Consider the following 23,238-nt stretch of genomic DNA (forward strand, 5'->3'; position numbering starts at 1 on the left):
GTTTCACTGAAAAGTATGATAAGATATTTTTAACCAATGAACAAGGAGTGAAGGGAATGTCAGAAACAAAACAATTACCAGCACGTGAATCGATTCCAGTCGAAAAAACGTGGGACTTAACGAAAATCTATGCCGATGATGCGGCTTTTGACATAGAATTTCAAGAGATCCAAGCACAAGTCAAAGAAGCAAGTCGTTACCAAGGCACTTTAGCCGATGGGCCGCAAGCCTTCTTATCCGCATTAGAATTTGTTTTAGCGCTTTCTCGTCGTTTAGAGAAACTCTATGTATACAGTCATTTGAAAAACGACCAAGATACTGCCAATACGACGTATCAAGGCTTGTATGCAAAAGCAAGTAACTTGGTTGCGCAAGTAAGTGAAGCCGTTGCTTGGTTTGATCCTGAGCTATTGACAATGTCTGATGAAACGATTTGGGGCTATTTCGATCAAGAGCCGAAACTAGCTGTTTATCGTCATATGATCGAAAAAACCATCAACGAGCGTCCACATGTCTTGCCAGCGGAGCAAGAAGCGCTATTAGCCGGTGCTGGCGAAATTTTTGGGGCACCTGGCAACATTTTTTCTGTTTTAAACAATGCTGATTTGGATTTTCCAGTAGTTGAAGATGAAAACGGGGAAAAAGTACAGTTATCTCATGGTGTATACGGTGAGTTGATGGAAAGCACGGATCGGTCTGTCCGTGAAGCAGCCTTTAAAGGGCTTTATGGTGTCTATGAGCAATTCCGCAATACCTTTGCCCAAACATTAAGCACCAATATCAAAGCCCATAACTTTAAAGCAAAAGCCCGCAAATTTGATTCGGCACGGCAAGCCGCTTTGAGTGCTAACCACATTCCTGAAAGTGTCTACGATACATTAGTGGATGTCGTCAATCAGCACCTGCCATTGTTGCATCGTTATATGGCATTAAGAAAACGCCTGTTGGCTGTCGATACGTTGCATATGTATGATGTTTATACGCCGATTTTAGGGGAAGCACCCATTCGATATACCTATGAAGAAGCGGTCGAAAAAGCGAAAGAAGCGTTAAAACCATTAGGTGAAGAATACCTTGCGGTGGTTGAAGAAGCCTTCAGCAATCGGTGGATCGATGTCGTTGAAAACAAAGGCAAACGCAGTGGCGCGTATTCTTCTGGTGCCTATGATACGCTGCCATATATCCTGATGAACTGGAATGATCGATTGGATCAACTCTTTACTCTTGTTCATGAAATGGGACACAGTGTGCATAGTTACTTTACACGTAATAACCAGCCTTATGCCTATGGGGATTATTCGATCTTTTTAGCGGAAATCGCTTCAACCACCAATGAAAATATTTTGACAGAGTATATGCTGCAGACTGAAACAGATCCACGGGTCAAAGCTTATGTCTTGAATCATTTTCTCGATGGCTTCAAAGGAACGATTTTCCGTCAAACGCAATTTGCCGAGTTTGAACACTTCATGCACGTGGAAGATGCGAAAGGAACGCCATTGACCAGTGAGTTCTTAAGCGAGAACTATGCCGAGTTAAATGCAAAATACTACGGACCTTCTGTTGAAAAGGATCCTGAGATTCGTCTTGAGTGGTCACGCATTCCGCATTTCTATTACAATTACTATGTTTACCAGTATTCAACCGGATTTTCGGCAGCTTCTGCTTTAGCGAAGAAAATCTTAGCAGGTGAACCAGATGCCTTAACCAACTATTTGAACTATTTGAAAGCTGGACGCAGTGATTATCCAATCGAAGTCATGAAAAAAGCGGGCGTCGATATGACAAAAGCAGATTATATTGAAGACGCGATGAAAGTATTTGAGCAACGCTTGAATGAATTGGAAGAACTCGTCAAAGAAATTGAAGCATAATTGAAAAGCGAACCAATCCGTAAAGGATTGGTTTGTTTTTTTGTTTGTCCACAATAAAAAACGCTGCGCAGCGAGCCAAACACAAGATCATCGTTTGGCTCGCTGCGCAGCGTCGCTATTGAATAGGGTTTCATAAAAGAATCAACCCGCGATCAATTTCATGAATAGTGGAAAGTTTTGGTGCTTTCAAAGACTGAGCTTTTTGCAAAAATGTATCGAGTTCTGTTGCTGTACCACAGACGAGCGGAAGACTTCTCAGTTCCTCTGATCCTTCTAAAAGGACCCCATATTCTTCTTCACTTGAAAAATCATACACCACAGCAGAGGGTGTGATCGTGATGCCCATATCTTTGGCTACACGCTGATCGGTGGCAAAGTTCTTTTTCACTAGCTCAGAGGATCGATCTTCTAGGAACATCTCTAAATCACCATTCGTTTCAGAAAATAATTCTTTCACTAAGGCATCGCTGTATTCTTGTTTTTCGATCCCTATCCGTTGTTGCAGTTTCAACAAGAAATCCCGCGCAATTTTTTTCCCTTGCAACTGAGCTGCCTTATAGTCCAGTGATGCAGCATAGATTTGGTTGGTCTGTTCATTTCGCAAGACCAAATCCGCCTTATTCATGGACAAATAGTCCATTGAGACACCTACGGAAAACAAGTTAACGAAAGGTAGAATCTGCAAATGGATTTTTTTGCGGCTCGTGTTTAATTTATTGAGAATCTCTTTTTCGATATCATAACAAATAGGCCCAATCGGATTAATAAATAAAAACAGTTCGATCATTTGAATCTCTCCCCAATTAAGATTCTTTTGTACCTTGAAAAACAAAATAAGTATGTTTTATTAAATATAGCAAAAAAACGCGAAAAAAGTAAGCAAAAGGACAGCTTACTATGATTTTTCTTCAACGGCACGGATGATCTTGTTTTTCGCTGGTCGGTAAGGAACGCCAAAGGAACGTAACAAGGAGTAAAAGGCATCTTTTCCTTTAATCGGCTCGTTGACTTCTAACTCCAACTCATAATCATGCTGTTGACCATACCAGCTTTCATCTAACGCGAGCAATCCTTCTTCAATCGGAAATTCCGCCCGTTTCGTTTTTAATGCTGCGATCATACGTAACGTGTCAGGCTCGATACCTGCCGCTCTTAGGCGCTGAGCAACGATACCCGTAGGTAGAATTTTTTCTGAAGCAATCAATGCAGCTGCCGACGTTTTCGTTAAAGGATCAGTCGTCTCTAATAATCCGTGCTCAATGGGGGTTTTTAGCGTTAATTCCGCATTGGTAGCAGTCGTGCGAATACGCAAGCCGAATTGCTTTTCCCGCAGCTTATGATCTACCGTATCAAAATAGTAGTTGGTTTGTATCTTAAATGCTTCTTCTGACAAATTGTAATAAGCAAGCAGCTGGTGGTATTCTTTTTCCGTCAACATTGTTTTATATTCAATCTCTACTTGTTCGACCATCGTTTCTCACTCTCTTTCTATTGCAACCATAGTGTACGCTGTTTCAGCTATTCCGTCAAAGAAACCAAACAAAGAAAAGCTGAGACGTTGGGGGAGAGACAAAAAATCTTTAGTTTCTGCTCTTCTGTTCATTCAGTTTTATTCCAAGAGTATGGTAGAATAAGAGGTATGTTATGAACAGAATCGAGGGAGAAGAATGATTCGAGATTGGGAAGAATTCTTAGCGCCTTATGAACAGGCGGTTTCAGAATTAAAAGTAAAATTAAGAGGCATACGAAAACAATATCGGGAACAAAACAAGCATGTTCCCATTGAATTTGTCACTGGGCGGGTCAAGCCAGTGGATAGCATTTTAACGAAAAGCAAATTACGTGGGATTGCTTTGGATCGGCTAGAAGAAGAGATGTCTGATATCGCTGGCTTGCGAATCATGTGTCAATTTGTGGAAGACATTCACCAAGTCGTTGAACTGTTGCGTACACGTAAAGACATGAAAGTGATCATTGAACGGGACTATATCACCAATAAAAAAGCCAGTGGTTACCGTTCGTACCATCTAGTGATCGAATATCCCGTTCAACTGATCGACGGGGAAAAAATTATTTTAGCTGAGATTCAAATTCGGACACTAGCGATGAATTTTTGGGCAACGATCGAACATTCATTAAACTACAAATACCAAGGGGAATTTCCCGCTGAAATCAGTGAACGGCTGCGTCGGTCGGCAGAAGCCGCCTATCAGCTAGATGAAGAAATGTCCAATATCCGTGAAGAGATCCAAGAGGCACAACGGTTATTTTCACATGGGAAAGGCAAGCGAGGCGGACATGATCAGAACCCGTTGCCAAAGGGGGAAACGGAATGAAAGGTATCCGCGTGGCAATCGTCCATAATCAAGAAAGCAAGTCGGTAGAAGTGACAAAGCGTTTGACTACGCTTTTAGAACAATCAGAAAATATGATCGATCAAGAAAATCCTGAATTAGTGATTTCTGTTGGTGGAGATGGCACGCTCCTTTCTGCTTTTCACTTGTACAATCATAAGTTGGATCAAGTGCAGTTTTTAGGCGTCCATACGGGTCATCTCGGCTTTTACACGGACTGGCGAGATTATGAATTGGAAGAACTAGTCGAGTCATTATGCAATGACCATCAAAAAAGCGTCAGCTATCCGTTATTAGATGTCCGTATTACGTATGCGAATGGAAAATCAGACAAGCATTTCCTAGCATTGAATGAATCAACGATCAAGCGCGGCAATCGCACGATGGTTGCCGATATTTCTATTAAAGAAGACCTCTTTGAAAAGTTTCGCGGGGATGGCTTATCGATCTCAACTCCCACCGGCTCCACTGCTTATAACAAGAGTGTTGGTGGGGCAGTCTTGCACCCAAGTATCAATGCCTTTCAATTGGCAGAGATTGCTTCGTTGAACAATCGTGTCTTTCGGACCCTTGGTTCGCCGATCGTCGTGGGTCACCATGAATGGGTCAAAGTACAACTGCAGCAAAGCACCGACTATTTAGTGACGATCGATCAGTTTACCATCGAACAAGAAGAAATCGATGCTATCTATTACCGTATTGCCGATGAACGGATTCATTTTGCGTCTTATCGGCATATGCATTTTTGGAATCGGGTCAAAGATTCCTTTATTGGAGAAGAATAAACCCATGGAATTTACGTATCACTATACTGGACAAGGACAGCAAGTCAAATACTTTTTGAAGGAACAAGGGGTGTCCAAAGGACTGTTAGCAAAAATCAAATTTCAAGGCGGAAAGATATTTGTCAACGATCACGAGCAAAACGTCTTGTTTTCTTTGGCGCAAAATGATAGGGTAACTATTGTAATTCCTCCTGAAGGGGAACATGAGACGATGCTGGCTGACCCGACACCGATTGAGATCGTGTATGAAGATGCCCATCTGTTAGTCGTGAATAAGCCAGCAGGCATCTCATCGATCCCTGCGCAATATCATCCGACTGGCACGATGGCCAATCGCGTCAAGGCCTACTATCAAGCGCAGCACTATGAAGATCAAGTGATTCATGTAGTCACGCGGTTAGACCGTGACACATCAGGATTGATGCTTTTTGCAAAACATGGGTTTGCCCATGCGAAGCTGGATAGCCAGTTGCGAAAGAAGCAGGTCGTAAAAAAATATCAAGCCCTCGTTGCTGGTGAACTGCCCGCACTTTCTGCCCATGGTGAGATTGAGCTGCCGATTGCTAGAGACCTGACGTCGCTATTGAAACGCAAGGTCAGTGACGAAGGAAAAGAAGCACGGACGGAGTATTGGCTAAAACAACGCAATTCAGATTGCGCTTTAGTTGATATTCAGTTACACACAGGCAGGACACATCAAATAAGGGTCCATTTTTCTGCAATCGGTTGTCCTTTATTAGGAGACGAGATGTATGGCGGTACAATGGCTCTTGGGATCAAACGACAAGCATTACACTGCTGTCAGCTGCAATTTCAGCATCCCTTTACGAATGAACCGTTGGCTTTTAAGCTGCCCTTACCAGCAGACATGGCCGCTGTTTGCTCAGCCATGGATAGGCAATAACAAATGAGGTGAAGAGATTGGATGAAAATCAAGAATTAACTGAACGGTTTGATCAACTGAATCAAGCATTAAAAGACAATGATATCCAGGGATTTCGTGAGGCGTTCTTGGATCTGCATATCTACGAGCAGGGTCAGTTCTACCAATCTCTAGAAGCAGCCGATCGACAAATCGTCTATACGTATCTTTCCCCGAAAGAATTGGCAGACATGTTTGACGTCATTGAAGAAGATGATGAACACATGGTGGACTATCTTTCAGAGATGCGCCCTGCCTATGCGGCTGATATGTTGGCGCAAATGTATACCGATAATGCGGTTGACCTGCTGAATACTCTGGATAAAAAACAAACAGCAAAATATTTGAGTTTGATGACCGCTGAAGCTGCTAGCGAAATCAAAGAGCTGCTGCACTATGAAGATGAAACTGCTGGATCGCTGATGACTACCGAGTTTGTTTCCATTGTTGCCAACCAAACGGTTCGTTCAGCGATGTATGTCTTAAAAAATGCCGCAGATGTTGCCGAGACGATTTACTATATTTACGTCGTGGATACTGATAATAAGCTTGTGGGCGTTATTTCTTTAAGAGACTTGATCATCAATGATGAAGATACCATGATCGCTGATATTTTGAACGAGCGGGTGATGTCGGTTCATGTTGGAGATGACCAAGAGGATGTCGCTCAGACCTTCCGAGATTATGACTTTCTCGCACTGCCAGTCACTGATTATGACGATCACCTATTAGGGATCGTGACCGTCGATGATATCATCGACGTTATCGATGATGAAGCAGCCAGTGACTACTCTGGTTTGGCAGGGGTCAATGTGGAAGAAGTCAGTGAGAACCCGATCAAAGCGTCTTCGAGACGCTTGCCTTGGCTTATCACCTTACTCTTTCTCGGAATGGCCACCGCCAGTCTGATCAGTCATTATGAAGAGTTGGTCAGCGAAGCAAGTATTCTCGCTGTTTTTATCTCACTGATCACTGGGACCGCCGGTAATGCTGGTACCCAATCCTTAGCCGTAGCCGTTCGTCGTCTGGCGATCAATGACGACAAAGAAAACAGCTTTATGAAGACGGTGGTCGGTGAAGTGCTGACAGGACTGTTCACAGGTGCCATCACGGGGTTGACGATTTTTGCTATCGTAGCTGTCTGGAAACAAAATCCGATTCTAGGGTTTGTGATTGGGATGGCGATGATGTGTGCCATCACAGTAGCCAACTTAGCGGGAAGTTTGATCCCGATGCTGATGGACAAGCTGGGTTTTGATCCAGCAGTGGCAAGTGGTCCGTTTATCACGACCCTTAGCGATTTGACTAGTGTTTTGATCTACTTCAACATTGCCAGTCTTTTTATGAACTATTTTATTCAATGAAAAAAGAGCAAGCCGATAATCTTCCTTCAAAGGAAGATCATCGGCTTGCTCTTTAATTTTTTGGTTTTGGCAATACCCCAGAAGGAGAGACACCATAAAGTTTTTTAAAAGACTTGCTAAAGTGATAAGCATCCTGATAGCCCACAGCAGAGGCGACTTCTTTGATCGTGAGGTTTTCATTTTTTAACATGTCTTTGGCACGCTTTAAGCGAATCTCAATCAAGTAGTTGATGGGACTGACACCCGTCGCCTCTTTAAAAATCTTTGAAAGGTACGTCGGGCTGAGAAATTGATCCTGTGCGAGCTTCTCTAACGTGATTTCTTCTTTGTAATGATTTTCCAAGTAATAGACCGTATAGTTGACGATCTGTTGTTGTCGTCGTTGGCTTTTGGAAAGGTAAGGCACGACATTGATATGGTCTTCATTTAGTCCACGTAAAATGTAGACGAGCATCTCCATCAAAACAGCCTTTTGCATCAATTGAAACTCATCCCGCTCTTCACTGCTTTCTCTCACCAACTGCCAGGCTTTTTCCAAAACTTGATGATGGTATTTGCCTAGCTCCAACAAGGGGTGTTTGTTCGGGAAGAAATTCCGTTTAAACCCTTCCAAAGAAATATTTTTCAAACCAATATGCAGCTGATGGGAGCGAGTGCCCTTAGGCTGCAATTCGCAGTGATCGACGCCAGGATTGAAAAGCATGACGCTGCCAGCACGGATTTTTTTCGCTGGTTCTTTTTCAAAATAATAGGTACTTTCTCCTTCTAATAAGACGCTGATTTCTAAAAAGTCATGATGGTGCATTTCTCCATGACTTTCTGCTTGCGTCCATGGGTCAAAGAGATAGATGATTTCTGGATTAAACGTGCGAGGGTTAACTAAATTCATGGCTGATTCACTCCAATTGGGTGCTTATTTCCTGTAAAAAAAGGGAATGGTGCTTCTTACTAATATTTTACATCAAAATGAGTAAGAAAAACCATTCAAATCGCTTTTCAAAACGCTAAGCTTAACAACGAGAGGGGGAATTAGATGAGTAATACACAATGGATCTGGCGCTATGCCAAAAAGAACCGGGGAAAAATCATATTGGCAGTCCTGTTTTTAGTGATCAATGCAGCGCTGATCATTGTTAATCCGTACTTGGGAGGAATGGTGATCGATGATGTCATCAATCAGCAAAAAACGCACTTATTGATTCCATTATTGTTGATCATGATCGCAACGACCGTCATTCGTACCATCGTCCGCTACAGTTATCAAATTTTATTTGAACGGGTCGGGCAAAATACGTTATACGATTTACGGGAAGATTTGTATCAGAAGCTGCAAGAATTGGATTTCGACTTTTTCAATCACACTCGTGTGGGAGATATTATGGCACGGATGACCGGTGATACCGATGCCATTCGCCACTTTGTTTCTTGGGTGACCTACAATATCGCTGAATGTATCTTATGGTTCTTTTCAGCGGTGGTGGTTATGAGCTTTATTGATTGGAAATTGATGTTGGCGCTGGTGGCTGTCACACCGATCATATTTCTGTTGACCAATCGCATGTCTAAGAAAGCACACCCGTTGTTTTTTGACATTCGTGAGAGCTTTTCGCGCTTGAACTCAATGGTAGAAGAAAATATCGGCGGCAATCGAGTAGTGAAAGCTTTTGCTCGTGAAAATTTTGAGATCGAAAAATTTCACTCCTACAACGAAGATTTTAAGACCCGCAATATGGCATCTGCCAAAGTATCCCGTACCTATCTGCCATGGCTTGACGGCTTAGCAGGAAGTTTGTCAGTCATTGCCTTAGTCTTAGGCGGAATTTTCGTAATCAATGGGGACATGACCTTAGGAGATCTTGTTGCGTTTAATGGCTATCTTTGGATGTTGAATAATCCTATGCGTATGAGTGGTTGGTTGATCAACGACGTTCAGCGATTTTCCGCAGCCTGTATCAAAATTCGGCAAATGTTGGCGCAAGAATCGAAAATTCCTGTTCATCAACAAGAAAAATTAGAACCGATCAAAGGATTTGTAGAGTTTAAAGATGTTTCCTTCCACTTTTCGGATGATCCGAATCAAAATGTGTTGGAAAACATCAACTTCAAAATTGGCCCTGGTCAAACGTTAGGGATCTTAGGAGAAACCGGTTCAGGGAAAACGACGTTAGTGAATTTAGTTGGACGCTTTTATGATCCGACGGAAGGGGAAGTATTGATTGATGGAAAAAACGCCAAAGAGTATCCCGTGCGCCAAATGCGGGAAAACATTTCAATGGTGATGCAAGATGTTTTCTTGTTTTCCAATACCATCTCCGACAACATTGCTTTTGGAAATCCTTTAGCTGATGAAGGCTTTATTCGGCAAATGGCGGTAGTCGCTGATGCAGATACCTTTATTTCTCGGATGCCTCAAGGCTATGAAACGATCGTGGGCGAGCGAGGCGTGGGGCTTTCTGGCGGACAAAAACAACGGATCTCCCTAGCACGTGCCTTAGCCAAAGATCCATCGATCTTAATTTTGGATGATACGACGTCTGCCGTTGATATGGAGACAGAATCGAAGATCCAACAGGAGCTGACAAAATTAACAGGAGAGAAAACGACGTTTATCATTGCGCATCGGATCTCCTCTGTTCGAGAAGCCGATCAGATTTTGATGATGGAAAAAGGACGAGTCGTTGAACAAGGGACCCATGAAGAACTTGTCAGTCTGCGGGGCAAATACTACGAAGTGTATCAAAAACAATTAGGCTTGTCAGGAGGTGAAGACGATGGCGAGAAATAAATTTGATGTGGATGAGGAATTAGACCAGGAATTTAGCTGGAAGGATTTCAAGCGTTTGGCACAATATGTCGTTCCTTATAAAAAAAGTATTGCCAAAGTACTATTTACGATCATTCTGGCGAACTTAGCAGGAATGCTGGCGCCCGTGTTCACAAAGATCGCGATCGATTCATCGATTCCTGAGAAAAATGTCAACCAATTGCTGCTTCTAGGAGCTGCCTTTCTAGTGACCTTGATCGTTATCGGCGTCTGCATGCGTTATCGTATCTACCATATCACGAATATTGGTCAAGACGTATTGAAGGATATGCGCTTTGATATTTTTGAACATCTGCAGCGGCTGCCTTTTTCTTATTTTGATACAAGGCCCCACGGCAAGATCTTGATTCGCATCGTAAACTACATCAATACACTGAGTGACCTATTGAGCAACGGCCTGATCAATTTGATCTCGGATGTTTTCAACGTCATCATCACCTTGATCTTTATGTTTGCGATCGACTTCAAATTGACCTTGTATTCCCTTGCGTTGCTGCCAATTTTGTTCATCATGGTGATGGTGATCAAGAATAACCAGCGCAAAGCCTATCAGGTGTTGAGTAATAAACAATCCAATCTAAATGCTTATATTCATGAAAGTATTGCTGGTATCAAGATTACCCAATCCTTTGCGCGAGAAGAAGAAAATGCTGAGATCTTCCAAGAAGTCAGCAATGATTACCGAACTTCATGGATGAAAGCTGTCAAAATTCAATTTCTGATGTGGCCAGGGGTGCAAAACATTTCGGTCATCACGACTTGTTTGATTTATTTTGTCGGCATTCGTCAGATCGGTGTCGATGTCAGCACAGGTACTCTGATCGCTTTTATCAGTTATATCAATAATTTCTGGAATCCAGTCATCAATATCGGGAATTTTTATAATTCTTTGATTACAGCAACAGCCTATCTTGAACGGATTTTTGAAACGATGGATGAAGTCCCAGATATCGAAGACAAACCTGATGCAAACGTATTGCCGACGATGAAAGGGACCGTTGATTTTGAACACGTGACCTTCCGATACGAAGAAGGCAAAAACATTCTTTCTGATGTTAACTTCCACATTGAACCTGGGGAAAGTATTGCTTTGGTTGGTCCTACTGGTGCAGGGAAAACCACGATCATCAACTTGCTGAGCCGCTTTTATGATGTCAATGAAGGCAGTGTTAAAGTGGATGGGATGGACGTTCGTGACGTGACGCTGGAATCGCTGCGCTCACAAATGGGTGTCATGCTGCAAGATACCTTTATTTTCTCAGGAACGATCATAGAGAATATTCGCTATGGAAAATTAGATGCGACAGAAGAAGAGATCATCGAAGCAGCGAAGATCGTCCGTGCCCACGACTTTATCACGGAGTTGAAAGACGGCTATCAAACCGTCGTCGAAGAACGAGGAAGTACTTTATCTGCAGGGCAACGGCAACTGATTTCCTTTGCCCGAGCGTTGTTGGCTGATCCAAAAATTTTGATCTTAGATGAAGCGACCTCAAGTATCGATACGAAGACAGAAGAATTGCTGCAAGAAGGATTGTTGAAGCTGTTAGAAGGCAGAACCTCATTTATCATCGCTCACCGACTGTCCACGATCAAAAATTCTGATCGAATCTTTTACGTGGCAGGGGGGACAATCGCTGAATCGGGTAACCATGATCAGCTAATGGCACAAAAAGGCTTGTATCACCATTTGTATCAATCACAATACGACTTATTGCAAGCGATCTAAAAGAATCCCCACAAACGATAGAAACGCATCGTTTGTGGGGATTTCTTTGTGTCCTTCAAGCTCAATCGTTAAGGTCAACGATTCTGGTTCCATGAACTTCTTTTACACCTAGTGTATCGGCAACTTCTTGGGCATTTTCAAAGGAAATGCCACCGCCAGGTAAAATCGTTAAACGCTCACCAGCATAGGCGATCAATTCTTTCAGACGATCGAAATTTGCTTCAATTGGAGTGCCTGCAGCACCACCATGGGTCAAAATCCGCTGTACCCCATGCTCAGCTAACCAATCGATCGCCTTGAATTGGCGCGCTGCAGGAATCGCGTCGAACGCCATGTGAAAAGTAAGCTGCAAGCCTTCTGCGGTTTCTAACAGTAGCTCCAATGCTTCTTCGTCCAACCAGCCGCTAGGTGTTAAGCAACCTAGAACAACGCCGTCTGTTCCTAATTTTTTTGCTTCGATCAAGTCGGTATGCATGATTTTCAATTCTGTATCATTGTAAACAAAATCACCGCCCCGAGGTCGAATGATCGTCATAACGGGTATTCCTTTTTCGCCAGCATATTGCAGAACTTCTTCTTGCACGCCGGTACTTGGTGTTGTTCCGCCGACTGCTAAATTATCACAGAGTTCGATGCGCTTTGCACCTCGGGCGATTGCTAAGGGAATATTGGTATAGTTTTCTGCACAAAATTCTTTTAACATGATTTACCTCCATTTGATGGGTGTTCAATTGATTTGTTATTCTATCCACTAGCATTCTACCACAAGAATATGCTAAAGTAGAGCAGAGATGAGGGAAGTTGAATGTTAAAAAAAATCGATCGCGGGCGCCTATTTTTAAACGCCCATTATCACTTGTTTGAATGTCCATTGTGCCGCCAAGCATTTTTCCCGACCGAAAATGGCTTGGTTTGTCCAAATCGTCATCGATTTGACTTATCAAAGAAAGGCACACTTTTCTTTTTGGATCATCAAGTCAAAGCAGATTATGATCAAGCACTGTTTTTGCCGCGTCAACGAATGATCGCTAGTGGCATGTATGCACCAGTCCTTGAGACCATCAAAGCAGCTTTGGGCGATGCTAAGCATCTTTTAGATGTTGGCTGCGGCGAAGGCAGTTTTCTGGCTCAGCTGGTCAATGAAAAGACTCAGGCGGCTGTCGGCTTTGATATTGCCAAGGACGGAGTCTATCTAGCAACCAATCAAAACGTACCAGCTTTTTGGTGTGTAGCGGATCTGACCAACCTGCCGTTTGCTGAAGCGAGCTTTGATACGATTTTCAATCTATTTTCGCCGTCAAATTATGGGGAGTTTAACCGCATTCTAAGAAAAGGCGGACAGCTGATCAAAGTGGTTCCTGCGGCGGACTATTTAAAAGAACTACGAGCCGCTTTTTATCCTGATAACGAAACAAAACAACAGTATTCGAATGAACGGGTCGTTAGCAAATTTTTTGAACACTATCCCAACGCATCCCGTCAAAGAGTGACGCATGTTTTTGCGATCCCTGAAGAAAATCGTCAAGATTTACTTGCCATGTCCCCGTTAGAGTGGGGGGCTTCGGAGGAACGCAAAGAAAAGCTGCGACAAACCCCTTTGACACAGATTACAGTTGATGTTGAGGTGTTGATTGCGAAAATTTCCTGAAAATATTTTGAACTTTTTTGTTATTTACTCTTGCAATCATGCCATGGGAGTGATATATTGTTCTCAAGTCATTTTTCATTGGTTTTTATCAGGTTCCTGTTCTGATAAAAGTTAGTGAAAAGAGCTTCACTAACGTAACGACTCGCAGTGATCGACACCGAGTTGGTACGTTTTTTTTATGCCCAAAAAAGCGCCCAAAAAATGTTGTTTCTAGAAAAACAAGCGTGCCAAAATATGGTACTATAGAAGTTATTGAAGTAGTTATTGAGCATGTAATGGAAAACGTAACGTTTAACGACACAAATCAATGCGAGAACCGATCGGCAGTATCCGATCGAAAGGAGTTTTTATCTATGAATCACATCGTTCTTTTTGAACCTCAGATTCCAGCCAATACGGGGAATATTGCACGGACGTGTGCAGCAACAAATACTCATTTACACTTAATCGAGCCTTTAGGCTTTTCAACGGATGACAAGCAATTGAAGCGTGCTGGGCTTGATTATTGGCACGATGTCAATATTACCTATCATAAAGATTTAGCTGCTTTTATGGACTTTTTAGGAGCGCGTCCGTTGTACCTGATCTCGAAATTTGCCAATCGCGTGTATTCTGATGTCGATTACACCGCAGATGACGATCAGTTCTTCATTTTTGGGAAAGAAACGACGGGGCTTCCAGAAAGCTTTATGCGTGAGCATGCCGAAAAATGCTTGCGGATCCCCATGAATGATGAGCACGTTCGTTCCCTAAATTTATCAAATACGGCTGCGTTGATCATTTATGAAGTTTTGCGGCAGCAAGGATTTCCGCAGTTGGAATTGACGCATCATTACGAGAACGACAAATTAGACTAAGAAGCGAGGCTTTTTCGATGCAATTATACTTTACCCGTCACGGAAAAACAGAGTGGAACCAAGCACGCCGCTTTCAAGGAATGCTGGGGGATTCGCCGTTATTGCCAGAAAGTTATGATGAGATCAAATTACTCGGTGATTATCTGGCAGCTATTCCTTTTGAGAAGATTTACTCAAGTACATCTTTGCGAGCAAAAGTGACTGCTCAAGAGATCCAAGCAAGACTCCAACACCCTGTTGAAATCATTTATAATGAGAACCTGCGAGAAATCGGACTCGGTGAATTGGAAGGTCGGTCCATCGATGAAATGCATGAGAAGTATCCCCAACAACTGACTGATTTGCGTAATCACCTGGATCGATACGATCCCAGTGCCTTTAAAGGTGAGCCGATCCAAGAAACATTGAGCCGAATCGAGACCGTCGTCATGGATGCGGTGATGCAGCATGAAGGCCCATTATTGTTCGTCGGTCATGGCGCATCCTTTACGGCTGCTATACAGTGGCTTGCAGGCAAACCATTAGCCGAATTAAGAGAGCAAGGTGGATTAGTCAATAACAGCGTTAGCTTATTAGAGACGAATGAACAAAAAGTATTGCCTTTTGAACTAAAAGTTTGGAATGAAGCAAGCTTTTTAAGCAATCAGGCAGGATTAGACGCTTTATTGTAAACCATGAAAGGAGCGGCACCATGATTCCAGAAAGAACGTTTTTTGTCGGCCATGTTGCCGCCATCTTTTTCCAGAATCCCAGCAATTTTTATAAAGTACTATTAGTTAAAGTCACTGAGAATAATGCCGACTACAAAGACTCGGAGATTGTCGTTACTGGTAGTTTCGGCGAAATCCAAGAAGAGGAAAAGTATCGGTTTTTTGGTGAGCTGGTCAATCATCCCAAGTATGGCGTCCAGTTGAAGGCCGAAAGCTACCAACAAGAACAACCGACCTCTGAACAAGGGTTGATCGCCTATCTTTCTGGAGAAAAATTTCCTGGGATCGGTAAGAAGACCGCTGAAAAAATCGTTGATCTTTTAGGAGAAGAAGCGATCGACCGGATGCTGGAAGAACCAACATTGTTGGAGCAGATTCCAGGATTGAATGAAAGTAAGCAAAAAATGATTTTAGATACCGTTCGGCAAAATCATGGGATGGATCAAGTGATCGTTGGCTTGAGCCGTTATGGTTTTGGTAGTCAGCTTTCTTTTGCAATCTACCAAGCCTACAAGAATGAAGCATTAGCAATTATCGAAGAAAATCCTTACCAGCTGGTGGAAGACATTGAAGGCATTGGCTTTAAACGTGCAGATGGCATCGCTGAGCAGCTAGGGATCGAAGCTTCGTCACCGCAACGGTTTCGAGCGGCGGTCTTGCATCAAATCTTCGCCCAGTCCTTGCAGACGGGTAATACCTTTATCCACGCTCAGGACTTGTTAGAGCAGACACTGCGTTTATTAGAGACGAGTCGTCCTATTGAGATCGCGCCAGACGACCTGGCATCAACGATCATTCAATTAGTGGAGGAAGGAAAAATCCAGCAAGAAGAAACTCGTTTATATGAAAACAGTTTGTACTTTTCTGAGTGGGGAATCGCTAGTTCCATCGAACGCTTGCTTTCCCGCAAAAAAGAGATCGTGTATCCTGAGAAAAAAATCAGCAAAACGCTGCGAAAAATTGAGAAGCATTTAGGCATCACCTATGGGTCTTCGCAAGAAGAAGCAATCAAAGAAGCCATTCGTTCGCCATTGTTTATTTTGACAGGAGGACCTGGTACTGGGAAAACGACGGTGATCAATGGGATCGTACAATTGTTTGCTGAATTGAACGATTTGGACTTAGAACCATCAAAATACAGCGACGAAACCTTTCCGATTCTCTTGGCAGCACCGACTGGTCGAGCCGCCAAACGAATGAACGAAACGACTGGCTTGCCAAGTGGTACGATCCATCGTTTGTTAGGCTTGAACGGACGTGAAAAAGCGCCATCGATCAGTCCAAAAGAATTAGAAGGCGGCTTACTGATCGTCGATGAGATGTCTATGGTGGATACATGGCTGGCGAATACCCTCTTTAAGTCGATTCCTACGAACATGCAAGTGATTTTTGTGGGGGATAAAGATCAGCTTCCTTCTGTGGGGCCAGGACAAGTTCTTCATGACTTGCTAGCGATCGATGCGATCCCGAAACAAGAATTGACGGAGATCTACCGCCAAGGCGATGGGTCAAGTATTATTCCACTCGCCCATGCCATAAAAAACGGGCAGCTGCCTGCAGATTTTACACAAAACCAAAAAGATCGTTCTTTCTTTGCGTGTGATGCTTACAAAATCGAACCGTTGATCGCTCAGATCGTGAAACGGGCAAAAGACAAAGGCTACACGCCGCAAGATATTCAAGTGTTGGCACCGATGTATCGTGGGGCAGCGGGTATCGATGCCCTTAATAAAATGATGCAAGAGATCTTTAACCCCAATGATGGGACCAAAAAAGAGGTGACCTTCAATGATACGGTGTATCGTATCGGAGATAAGGTCTTGCAGTTGGTAAACTCTCCTGAAGATAACGTGTTTAATGGCGATATGGGCCAAATCGTTGGGATCACTCTAGCCAAACAGTCGGAAGACAAGGTCGACGAGCTGGTCATTCAATTTGATGCCAACGAAGTGACCTATAAGCGGAATGAATGGAACAAGATCACGTTATCCTACTGTTGTTCGATCCATAAATCTCAAGGCAGTGAATTTCAAATGGTTATTTTGCCGATGGTTCATCAATACCAACGCATGCTGCAGCGCAATTTGCTATATACTGCTGTGACCCGTAGCAAAGAGATGCTGATTTTACTTGGTGAACCACAAGCGTACCAAACTTGTGTCAACCACGAATCTGCGACTCGTTTAACGACGCTGAAAGAACGCATCAATGGCACAGAAAAAATGACGCCGTTACAACGAGCAAAATTGGCCCAATTTGAAGAAGCGGATGATCCATTTTATGAGGATTCCTCTGTTGACACGAAAGTAAAAACGTCTTCGACGAAGATAAAGGAGCAATCCAGCACTGAAGTTAGTGCTAACAAGCAAGCGGTAGAAAAGACCTCAGATAGTGGGCTTGATTTGTTTGCTTTTGCCGAGACGGAACCGTCAGCATCAAATCAGACAGAAATGGCAAAGCCTCTTTCAGGGGATAAGGTTCTAAGTGAAGGGACTACGGGGGAAGAAGCACTCATCGAAGAAACGCCAAACGATGGTGTATTGACCTTAACGATGGTCAAAAAGCATTTAGTGGATCCAATGATTGGCATGAAGGATTGTTCTCCATACGACTTTATGCCCGCAAAAAATGGTTGATTCAAAGATGAGAAAATACAAAAAAAGGGTCGTTAGTGAGCGCTTTCTTTTGGTTTTTTAGCTTCTTATGCTAAGCTAAAATCAAAAGGAGGCGTTACGTTATGGCGAAAGAAACCGAAGATAAATTAGCAAAATTAGCAAAAGAATCTGGCAACGACTTTAAAAAATTAGATGAGATGGAAAAAGAATTCAAATTGGATGAAAGTCCTGAGTCAGAACGAGGCGATCGGGAAGAATCAGGGTTAGAAAAAACGTTAGATAAGGCGCCGATTTTTCCGCCTAACACACCGAATAACCCAACGAATCCTGGCAGTCCTGGAAATCCATAGCTTGTCCACAAAAATACTATGACAGTCGGATAATCGAGTAGAAAACAAAAAGCCTGAAGAATGCAGCTTCGCATTCTTCAGGCTTTTTTGCAATCGATGAGGTTTACTGTAAATGCTGATAATAATAGATCGCTAATTGCGTGCGATCCCGCAACTCCAGCTTTTCTAGTAATTGACTGATGTAATTACGAATGGTTCCATCACTTAGATACAAGGCATCGGCGATTTCTTTATTGTTTTTACCCGCTGCTACTTCTTTGATGATCGCAAGTTCACGTTCGCTAAAAGATGCTTGATTATCTATCGCTGGTTCGTTCTTCATCATTTGCGTGAAGGTCTCGACGATCTCATTCCCAAACACGACTTGCCCATTGTATGCGGCTTTGACAGAAGGGATGATCGCTTGCAGGTTCTGTTTGATCAAATATCCTTTGACACCGATAGAAAAGGCTTCACGAATGTATTCTTGATCTTTGAAGGTGGTCAAAAGCAAGAGGATCGCTTGCGGAAATTTAGCCAGTATTTCTTTGGCAGCAGCGATCCCAGTTTGTTCCGGCATACGGATGTCGGTCAACAAAACGTCAGGACGATGGGCTTCGTAGAGATCAATGGCGTCTTTAGCACAATGACCGATACCCAACACCTGAATCTCTTCTGTACTTTCTAAAATGGTTTGCAATGAGGTCGTCACAAACGGGTCATCATCAATAATGACTACAGTAATCATTGGTGTTCCTCCTTTGGTAAAATGATCGTCAACTGAAAGCGTTGGTTTTCTTGCAAAATATGAACTTGACCTTGCAGCTCCTGGACCCGTTGACGCATCGTTTTCAGACCGATCCCGTTGTTTGCAGTTTGGGGTGATTTGACGTCCTCGTTGGTGATTTGCAGACGGTAAAAGGCGGGCAGCGTGCGAAAATGCACGACAACGGTTTTGGCATGACTGTGTTTGATGCTGTTGGTCAAGGCTTCTTTGATGACCATTAAGAAACAGTTTTGCTGGGCATCGTTCAATCCTTCAAACAAGTTTCCTTCAATCGTTACGGAAGAGGGGAAATCAGTAATCAGAAACTCTATGGCCTGCGGAAAAGAAATCGATGTTTCATGGAGATCATGAACGCTTTGCCGAATGCGATCCATCCCAGTGTGAACCGTTGCACTTAAATTTGCTAACGGCACCTTTAATTTCGGCTCTTGATTGATCATTTCAAGCGCACCAATTTGTAAAATGGCACTCGAAAGTAGATGGCCGACATTGTCATGGATATCTCGCGCGATTCGATTTCGTTCTTCCGCGATTTGTAAGGCTAATTTTGTCTCTTGTGACAGGGCTAATGCTTTGTTTTGTTCCGATAACTGCTGCTCCTTTTCCCAATGGGTATCTTTTGAAGCAATATATTTTTTCTCAAGATCGATCATTCGCTGCTCTTTTTTTCGTAAATAAAAAGCGAAAAGCAGTAGCAGGATGATAAAGGCGAGCTCAGTGGGTGAATGGTTGCCAACCGTCGAAATCAACAAAAAACCTAATAGGAATAAACCATCATCTTGTCTTTCTTTTGGAGCGATCACCCGCATCATTGCGGGCAAAAAGAGGGCAAGCGCTGGCCAAAAGGCACATAGCAGCAACAGAATAACTTGAAAAAACCAGCTTGGTTTCTTAGGCAGCAAATAACTGACGCCAGTAAATAAAACAGCGATCAGCAGATAGATGACTTGCACAGCAACAAATCCTTGGTTTACCAATAAGAACAATGAGATAGCGAGGAAAAAGCCCGCTTCGGTGAGTGGTCGATAGTTCGTCATAGGAGACTCCTTCATTGTGACAAATGTCATGGTTGGTTTAGCCAATCGTCACTAGTTTCTTTCCTTGAACTTTATTATAGTCAGATTAACAAGAAATTTGGAAGGAGTTTTTCATCATGATTATCGAAATTGATAAATTAGTAAAACGCTATGGTGATTTTGTGGCGTTGAACCATTTTGATCTGCAAGTTCAAGAAGGAGAAGTTTTAGGATTATTGGGACCAAACGGAAGCGGAAAATCCACCGCCATCAACTGTATGCTCTCTTTGTTAAATTATGACAAAGGCACCATTAAACTGTTTGGATCAATCATGACGCCGGAAAATTATGCCGTCAAGGCAATGATTGGCGTCGTTCCTCAAGATGTTGCCGTCTTTGAAGAACTTAGTGTGCAAGAAAATATCGATTACTTTTGCGGTTTATATGTTGCTGACAAACAGAAACGCCAAGCCTTGATCGAAGAAGTGATTCAATTAGTGGGATTGGAAAATTTTGTGACGTTTCACCCAGGCGAGCTCAGCGGTGGGTTGAAGCGACGATTGAATATCGCCTGCGGGATCGCTCATAAGCCGCGCTTGATCTTTTTAGATGAACCCACGGTAGCGGTCGATCCTCAAAGTCGGAACAAAATTTTAGAAAGTATCAAAGAACTGAATCGTCAAGGAGCGACGATTGTTTATACGACCCATTACATGGAAGAGGTGGAGATTCTTTGTGATCAGATCGTGATTATGGATCAAGGACAGGTGATTGCTAAAGGAACCAAGGAATCTCTAAAAGATATGGTACGGACAGCGGATCGTTTGACCATCGATATCCCCTTACTACCTGAGCCTGTATTGACAACGATTCAGCAAACCATTGCTTCTGATGGGATCGCCTATAAAAACGGTCAGCTTGAAGTAACAACGACGGAGCTGAATACAGTTTTATTACCGATTCTGACGCTCTTACAAGCAGAGCATATCACGTATGGAAAAATTGCAACCAAAGAAGCCACTTTGAATGATGTCTTTTTAGAGATCACGGGCAAGGAATTGAGAGACTAAAGGAGGGAATCACAATGTTTTGGCATTTTTATAAATACCGTACAAAAGTGCTGCTGCGAAATAAATCCATGCTGTTTTGGACGTTGGCGTTTCCTATCCTCTTAGGTCTAATGTTTATGGCTGCCTTCGGGGAGATCGATCAAGCGGGCAATCTTGAAACGATCACAACGGGGATCGTAAAGACTGGAGATCAAACAGCGCTTTCGGAAAATTTTTCCACCGTCCTTGAACAAGTAAAAATCAATGAAAAACCATTATTTGAACTCGAGGAATTACAAGAGGCAGAGGCAGCTGAAAAGCTGACTGCTGGTGATTTAGCTGGGTATTATCTGATTGATGATGAAACCATTTCTCTGCATGTGGGCCAAGCGGGCATGAGCCAGTCGTTGATGAAAAACGTAATGGATCAATTTTTACAACGCACAGCGATCATCGCTAGTAAAGCGGCAGAACTTGAGAACCTTGATCTGGCACCAATTCTATCGGCTTTTGAGCAGGAAGCGACTTTTCAAGAAGTGAATGCTGATCGTGACATGAGTTTCAAAAGTTTCTATTTCTTTACGTTGATCGGGATGGCGATCCTCTACGGGACGATGTGGGGTGTCCGCAATGTCCAGGATCAGCAAGCCAATCAATCCGCGAATGGTATTCGGCTTTCCTTGATACCAAGGAAACGGACATTGGTTTCAAGTGCGAATTTAGCGGCAAGTTTTACGATTGTGTTAGTCGAAATCTATCTTATCTTAGCCGTCTTTCGTTTTGTCTATCAAGTAGACTTCGGCGAACGTTGGCAGTGGTTACTGCTGGTTGCCGCATTAGGATCATTGTGTGCGATTTTGCTAGGGACATTGATTGGGAATCTGACACCAAAAATGAATTTGGTGCAAAAGGACGGAATTTTGGTCTCCGTGACGATGGCAATGAGCTTTTTTGCCGGGATGATGGGCTCGGAACAAATCAAGTATTGGCTTGATCTGCATGTGCCACTGTTGGGGCAAGTGAATCTCGTCAATTTGATCAGTGAAAGCCTGTATCAATTGTACTACTATACAGATTTGACTAGCTTTTATACCAATCTTCTATGGCTGACTGGCTTTATCGTCCTATTTGCCATCGGGAATGCTTGGATCGAAAGAGGGGTGCGCTATGACGCTTTATAAAACGATTTGGACTTTGCTTAAAGCAAATAAGTCGAACTTACTGATTGGGGTATTGATCACTGTTGTTGTCACATTCTTTTATGCACAAAGCATCGATGTCGAAAACACCTCTTTGCAAGAGGCAAAAATTGCTTTGATCAGTGAGGAGGAGTCGCCTGTCGTGGATGGTCTCCGAGCCTATTTAAAAGAAAAGCAAACCTTGGTCACGTTGGATGGCACCTCGCAAAAAGAAATTGATGATGCGCTTTATTTTAATCGTGTAAACATTGTCTTGCATGTGCCAGCAGATTTCACTTATCAAGTTGAGGCAGGCAAGATGCCGACGATCGAGATTCAAAGTCGACCCGATGCCTTTTCTAAAACAGTCGTCACTCAGCAAGTGAACACTTTTTTACAAACAGTCCTTTTGTTTCAGGAGGAAGGCAAAACCGTCGCAGCGGCGATAGAACAAGCGCAATCTGCACTAGCGGTCACAGGGGATGTGAAGCTGAGTGCAGAGTATGGGCAGCGAATGAAAAAACTGTTGACTGGCATGACCTTTAACTTATTGTCTTATGGGCTCTTTCTCTCGGTATTTAGCGGGTTTGGTGTGATCAACTTGGCATTCAATCGCAAAGAAATCAGCAAGCGAAACCAGAGTGCACCACTTCCGAAGCGTGTATTGCAGCGGAAAATCCTTCTAAGTTTGATCAGCTACTCGCTACTCTTGACCTTCGGCTTTCTACTACTGATGGTGTTATTAGTGATTCGCACGTCTTGGGATACAGCAGCCTGGTACCACATTTTGAATACGTTCTTGTTTTTATTGCCAGTTATCAGCTTTTCAGCTTGTGTCACTTCCCTGGTGAAAAACTCAGAAGCAATCGGTGGGATCAGCAATATCTTCATAACAGGAAGTTGTTTTGTCGGTGGTGTCTTTGTATCCGCGAATTTCCTGCCAGATATCGTCAATAAAATTGCAGCGTTTACGCCAACCTATTGGTTTGTACAAAACAATACATTGATCAGTGAAACCCTCACTTATAATCAAGCGTTCACAGAATCTTTTTGGTTCAATGGCTTCGTACTAGTTGCTTTTGCTGCCGTATTTTCAATGCTCCAATTTATTTTGGGAAGAGAAGGAAGCCGTCGTTGGCAATACCATTCGGCGAAAAATTAATGATCGAACGGATAGAAAAACGATACAAATCAGCA

At 43.0% G+C, this 23,238-nt stretch carries 21 protein-coding genes; 15 read left to right on the forward strand and 6 right to left on the reverse strand.

The genetic code is table 11. The features are described 5' to 3' along the window. Nucleotides 1-56 precede the first annotated feature (56 nt). Nucleotides 57-1,874, forward strand: coding sequence for an oligoendopeptidase F (gene pepF, locus P0G38_RS06525; RefSeq protein ID WP_016610833.1), 1,818 nt, complete (start codon nt 57-59; stop codon nt 1,872-1,874). 130 nt (nt 1,875-2,004) lie between these two features. On the opposite strand, the gene P0G38_RS06530 is transcribed toward pepF, so the two are convergent. Both P0G38_RS06530 and P0G38_RS06535 read right to left on the reverse strand, forming a co-directional pair. Beyond that, complete coding sequence (locus tag P0G38_RS06530; protein ID WP_142968249.1) at nt 2,005-2,661, reverse strand: ClpXP adapter SpxH family protein; 657 nt, start codon at nt 2,659-2,661, stop codon at nt 2,005-2,007. 108 nt (nt 2,662-2,769) lie between these two features. After that, nucleotides 2,770-3,345, reverse strand: a complete 576-nt coding sequence (locus P0G38_RS06535) for a CYTH domain-containing protein (protein ID WP_151194996.1) — start codon at nt 3,343-3,345, stop codon at nt 2,770-2,772. 196 nt (nt 3,346-3,541) lie between these two features. Between P0G38_RS06535 and yjbM the strand changes: the two genes are divergently transcribed. From yjbM to mgtE, 4 genes are read left to right on the forward strand one after another with little or no spacing between them, the layout of a single operon-like run. Beyond that, on the forward strand, nt 3,542-4,210 hold the full coding sequence (gene yjbM / locus P0G38_RS06540; protein ID WP_005229708.1) for a GTP diphosphokinase: 669 nt from the start codon (nt 3,542-3,544) through the stop codon (nt 4,208-4,210). 5 nt (nt 4,211-4,215) lie between these two features. Then, nucleotides 4,216-5,013 carry an NAD kinase gene (locus P0G38_RS06545; RefSeq protein ID WP_262120036.1) on the forward strand — a complete coding sequence of 266 codons (798 nt, stop codon included), beginning with the start codon at nt 4,216-4,218 and terminating at the stop codon, nt 5,011-5,013. Nucleotides 5,014-5,017: 4 nt separating this feature from the next. Continuing rightward, nucleotides 5,018-5,917, forward strand: coding sequence for an RluA family pseudouridine synthase (locus P0G38_RS06550; RefSeq protein WP_074932946.1), 900 nt, complete (start codon nt 5,018-5,020; stop codon nt 5,915-5,917). Nucleotides 5,918-5,934: 17 nt separating this feature from the next. Then, nucleotides 5,935-7,299, forward strand: a complete 1,365-nt coding sequence (mgtE, locus tag P0G38_RS06555; RefSeq protein WP_010749430.1) for a magnesium transporter — start codon at nt 5,935-5,937, stop codon at nt 7,297-7,299. Between the two features lie 52 nt (nt 7,300-7,351). On the opposite strand, the gene P0G38_RS06560 is transcribed toward mgtE, so the two are convergent. Then, nucleotides 7,352-8,188, reverse strand: a complete 837-nt coding sequence (locus P0G38_RS06560) for an AraC family transcriptional regulator (RefSeq protein WP_275854638.1) — start codon at nt 8,186-8,188, stop codon at nt 7,352-7,354. Nucleotides 8,189-8,332: 144 nt separating this feature from the next. Here P0G38_RS06560 and P0G38_RS06565 point away from each other — a divergent pair, with 144 nt between their 5' ends. After that, entirely contained in the window at nt 8,333-10,084 is a 1,752-nt protein-coding gene (locus P0G38_RS06565; RefSeq protein ID WP_275854640.1) for an ABC transporter ATP-binding protein, read from the forward strand. Then, entirely contained in the window at nt 10,071-11,852 is a 1,782-nt protein-coding gene (locus P0G38_RS06570) for an ABC transporter ATP-binding protein (RefSeq protein WP_275854642.1), read from the forward strand. The genes P0G38_RS06565 and P0G38_RS06570 overlap by 14 nt, the downstream gene beginning before the upstream one ends. Before the next feature lie 61 nt (nt 11,853-11,913). Here P0G38_RS06570 and P0G38_RS06575 read toward each other — a convergent pair whose 3' ends face one another. After that, on the reverse strand, nt 11,914-12,555 hold the full coding sequence (locus P0G38_RS06575) for a copper homeostasis protein CutC (RefSeq protein WP_275854644.1): 642 nt from the start codon (nt 12,553-12,555) through the stop codon (nt 11,914-11,916). 102 nt (nt 12,556-12,657) lie between these two features. Here P0G38_RS06575 and P0G38_RS06580 point away from each other — a divergent pair, with 102 nt between their 5' ends. From P0G38_RS06580 to P0G38_RS06600, 5 genes are all read left to right on the forward strand, one after another. After that, a complete protein-coding gene (locus P0G38_RS06580; protein ID WP_005229724.1) occupies nt 12,658-13,500 on the forward strand; it encodes a methyltransferase domain-containing protein in 843 nt (280 codons plus the stop codon). Nucleotides 13,501-13,853: 353 nt separating this feature from the next. After that, nucleotides 13,854-14,357, forward strand: a complete 504-nt coding sequence (gene trmL / locus P0G38_RS06585) for a tRNA (uridine(34)/cytosine(34)/5-carboxymethylaminomethyluridine(34)-2'-O)-methyltransferase TrmL (protein WP_015509970.1) — start codon at nt 13,854-13,856, stop codon at nt 14,355-14,357. Between the two features lie 17 nt (nt 14,358-14,374). Next, nucleotides 14,375-15,028, forward strand: a complete 654-nt coding sequence (locus P0G38_RS06590; RefSeq protein ID WP_015509969.1) for a histidine phosphatase family protein — start codon at nt 14,375-14,377, stop codon at nt 15,026-15,028. Between the two features lie 20 nt (nt 15,029-15,048). Further along, a complete protein-coding gene (recD2, locus tag P0G38_RS06595; protein WP_275854648.1) occupies nt 15,049-17,703 on the forward strand; it encodes an SF1B family DNA helicase RecD2 in 2,655 nt (884 codons plus the stop codon). A 101-nt stretch (nt 17,704-17,804) separates the two neighbouring features. Next, complete coding sequence (locus P0G38_RS06600) at nt 17,805-18,032, forward strand: hypothetical protein (RefSeq protein ID WP_005229738.1); 228 nt, start codon at nt 17,805-17,807, stop codon at nt 18,030-18,032. A 103-nt stretch (nt 18,033-18,135) separates the two neighbouring features. Here P0G38_RS06600 and P0G38_RS06605 read toward each other — a convergent pair whose 3' ends face one another. Together P0G38_RS06605 and P0G38_RS06610 are read right to left on the reverse strand one after the other, a co-directional pair. Then, a complete protein-coding gene (locus tag P0G38_RS06605) occupies nt 18,136-18,759 on the reverse strand; it encodes a response regulator transcription factor (protein WP_275854650.1) in 624 nt (207 codons plus the stop codon). Continuing rightward, on the reverse strand, nt 18,756-19,865 hold the full coding sequence (locus tag P0G38_RS06610) for a sensor histidine kinase (RefSeq protein WP_420842489.1): 1,110 nt from the start codon (nt 19,863-19,865) through the stop codon (nt 18,756-18,758). The genes P0G38_RS06605 and P0G38_RS06610 overlap by 4 nt, the downstream gene beginning before the upstream one ends. Nucleotides 19,866-19,951: 86 nt before the next feature. On the opposite strand from P0G38_RS06610, the gene P0G38_RS06615 reads away from it, so the two are divergent. Genes P0G38_RS06615 through P0G38_RS06625 form a run of 3 tightly spaced genes read left to right on the forward strand, consistent with a single transcriptional unit; the run spans nt 19,952 to nt 23,203 of the window. Continuing rightward, on the forward strand, nt 19,952-20,884 hold the full coding sequence (locus P0G38_RS06615; RefSeq protein WP_015509966.1) for an ABC transporter ATP-binding protein: 933 nt from the start codon (nt 19,952-19,954) through the stop codon (nt 20,882-20,884). Between the two features lie 14 nt (nt 20,885-20,898). Then, nucleotides 20,899-22,044, forward strand: a complete 1,146-nt coding sequence (locus P0G38_RS06620; protein WP_275854655.1) for an ABC transporter permease — start codon at nt 20,899-20,901, stop codon at nt 22,042-22,044. Next, nucleotides 22,031-23,203, forward strand: a complete 1,173-nt coding sequence (locus P0G38_RS06625; protein WP_010749441.1) for an ABC transporter permease — start codon at nt 22,031-22,033, stop codon at nt 23,201-23,203. The genes P0G38_RS06620 and P0G38_RS06625 overlap by 14 nt, the downstream gene beginning before the upstream one ends. Nucleotides 23,204-23,238: the final 35 nt, after the last annotated feature.

Source organism: Enterococcus casseliflavus (genome assembly GCF_029215545.1).
GTDB lineage: Bacteria > Bacillota > Bacilli > Lactobacillales > Enterococcaceae > Enterococcus_D > Enterococcus_D casseliflavus.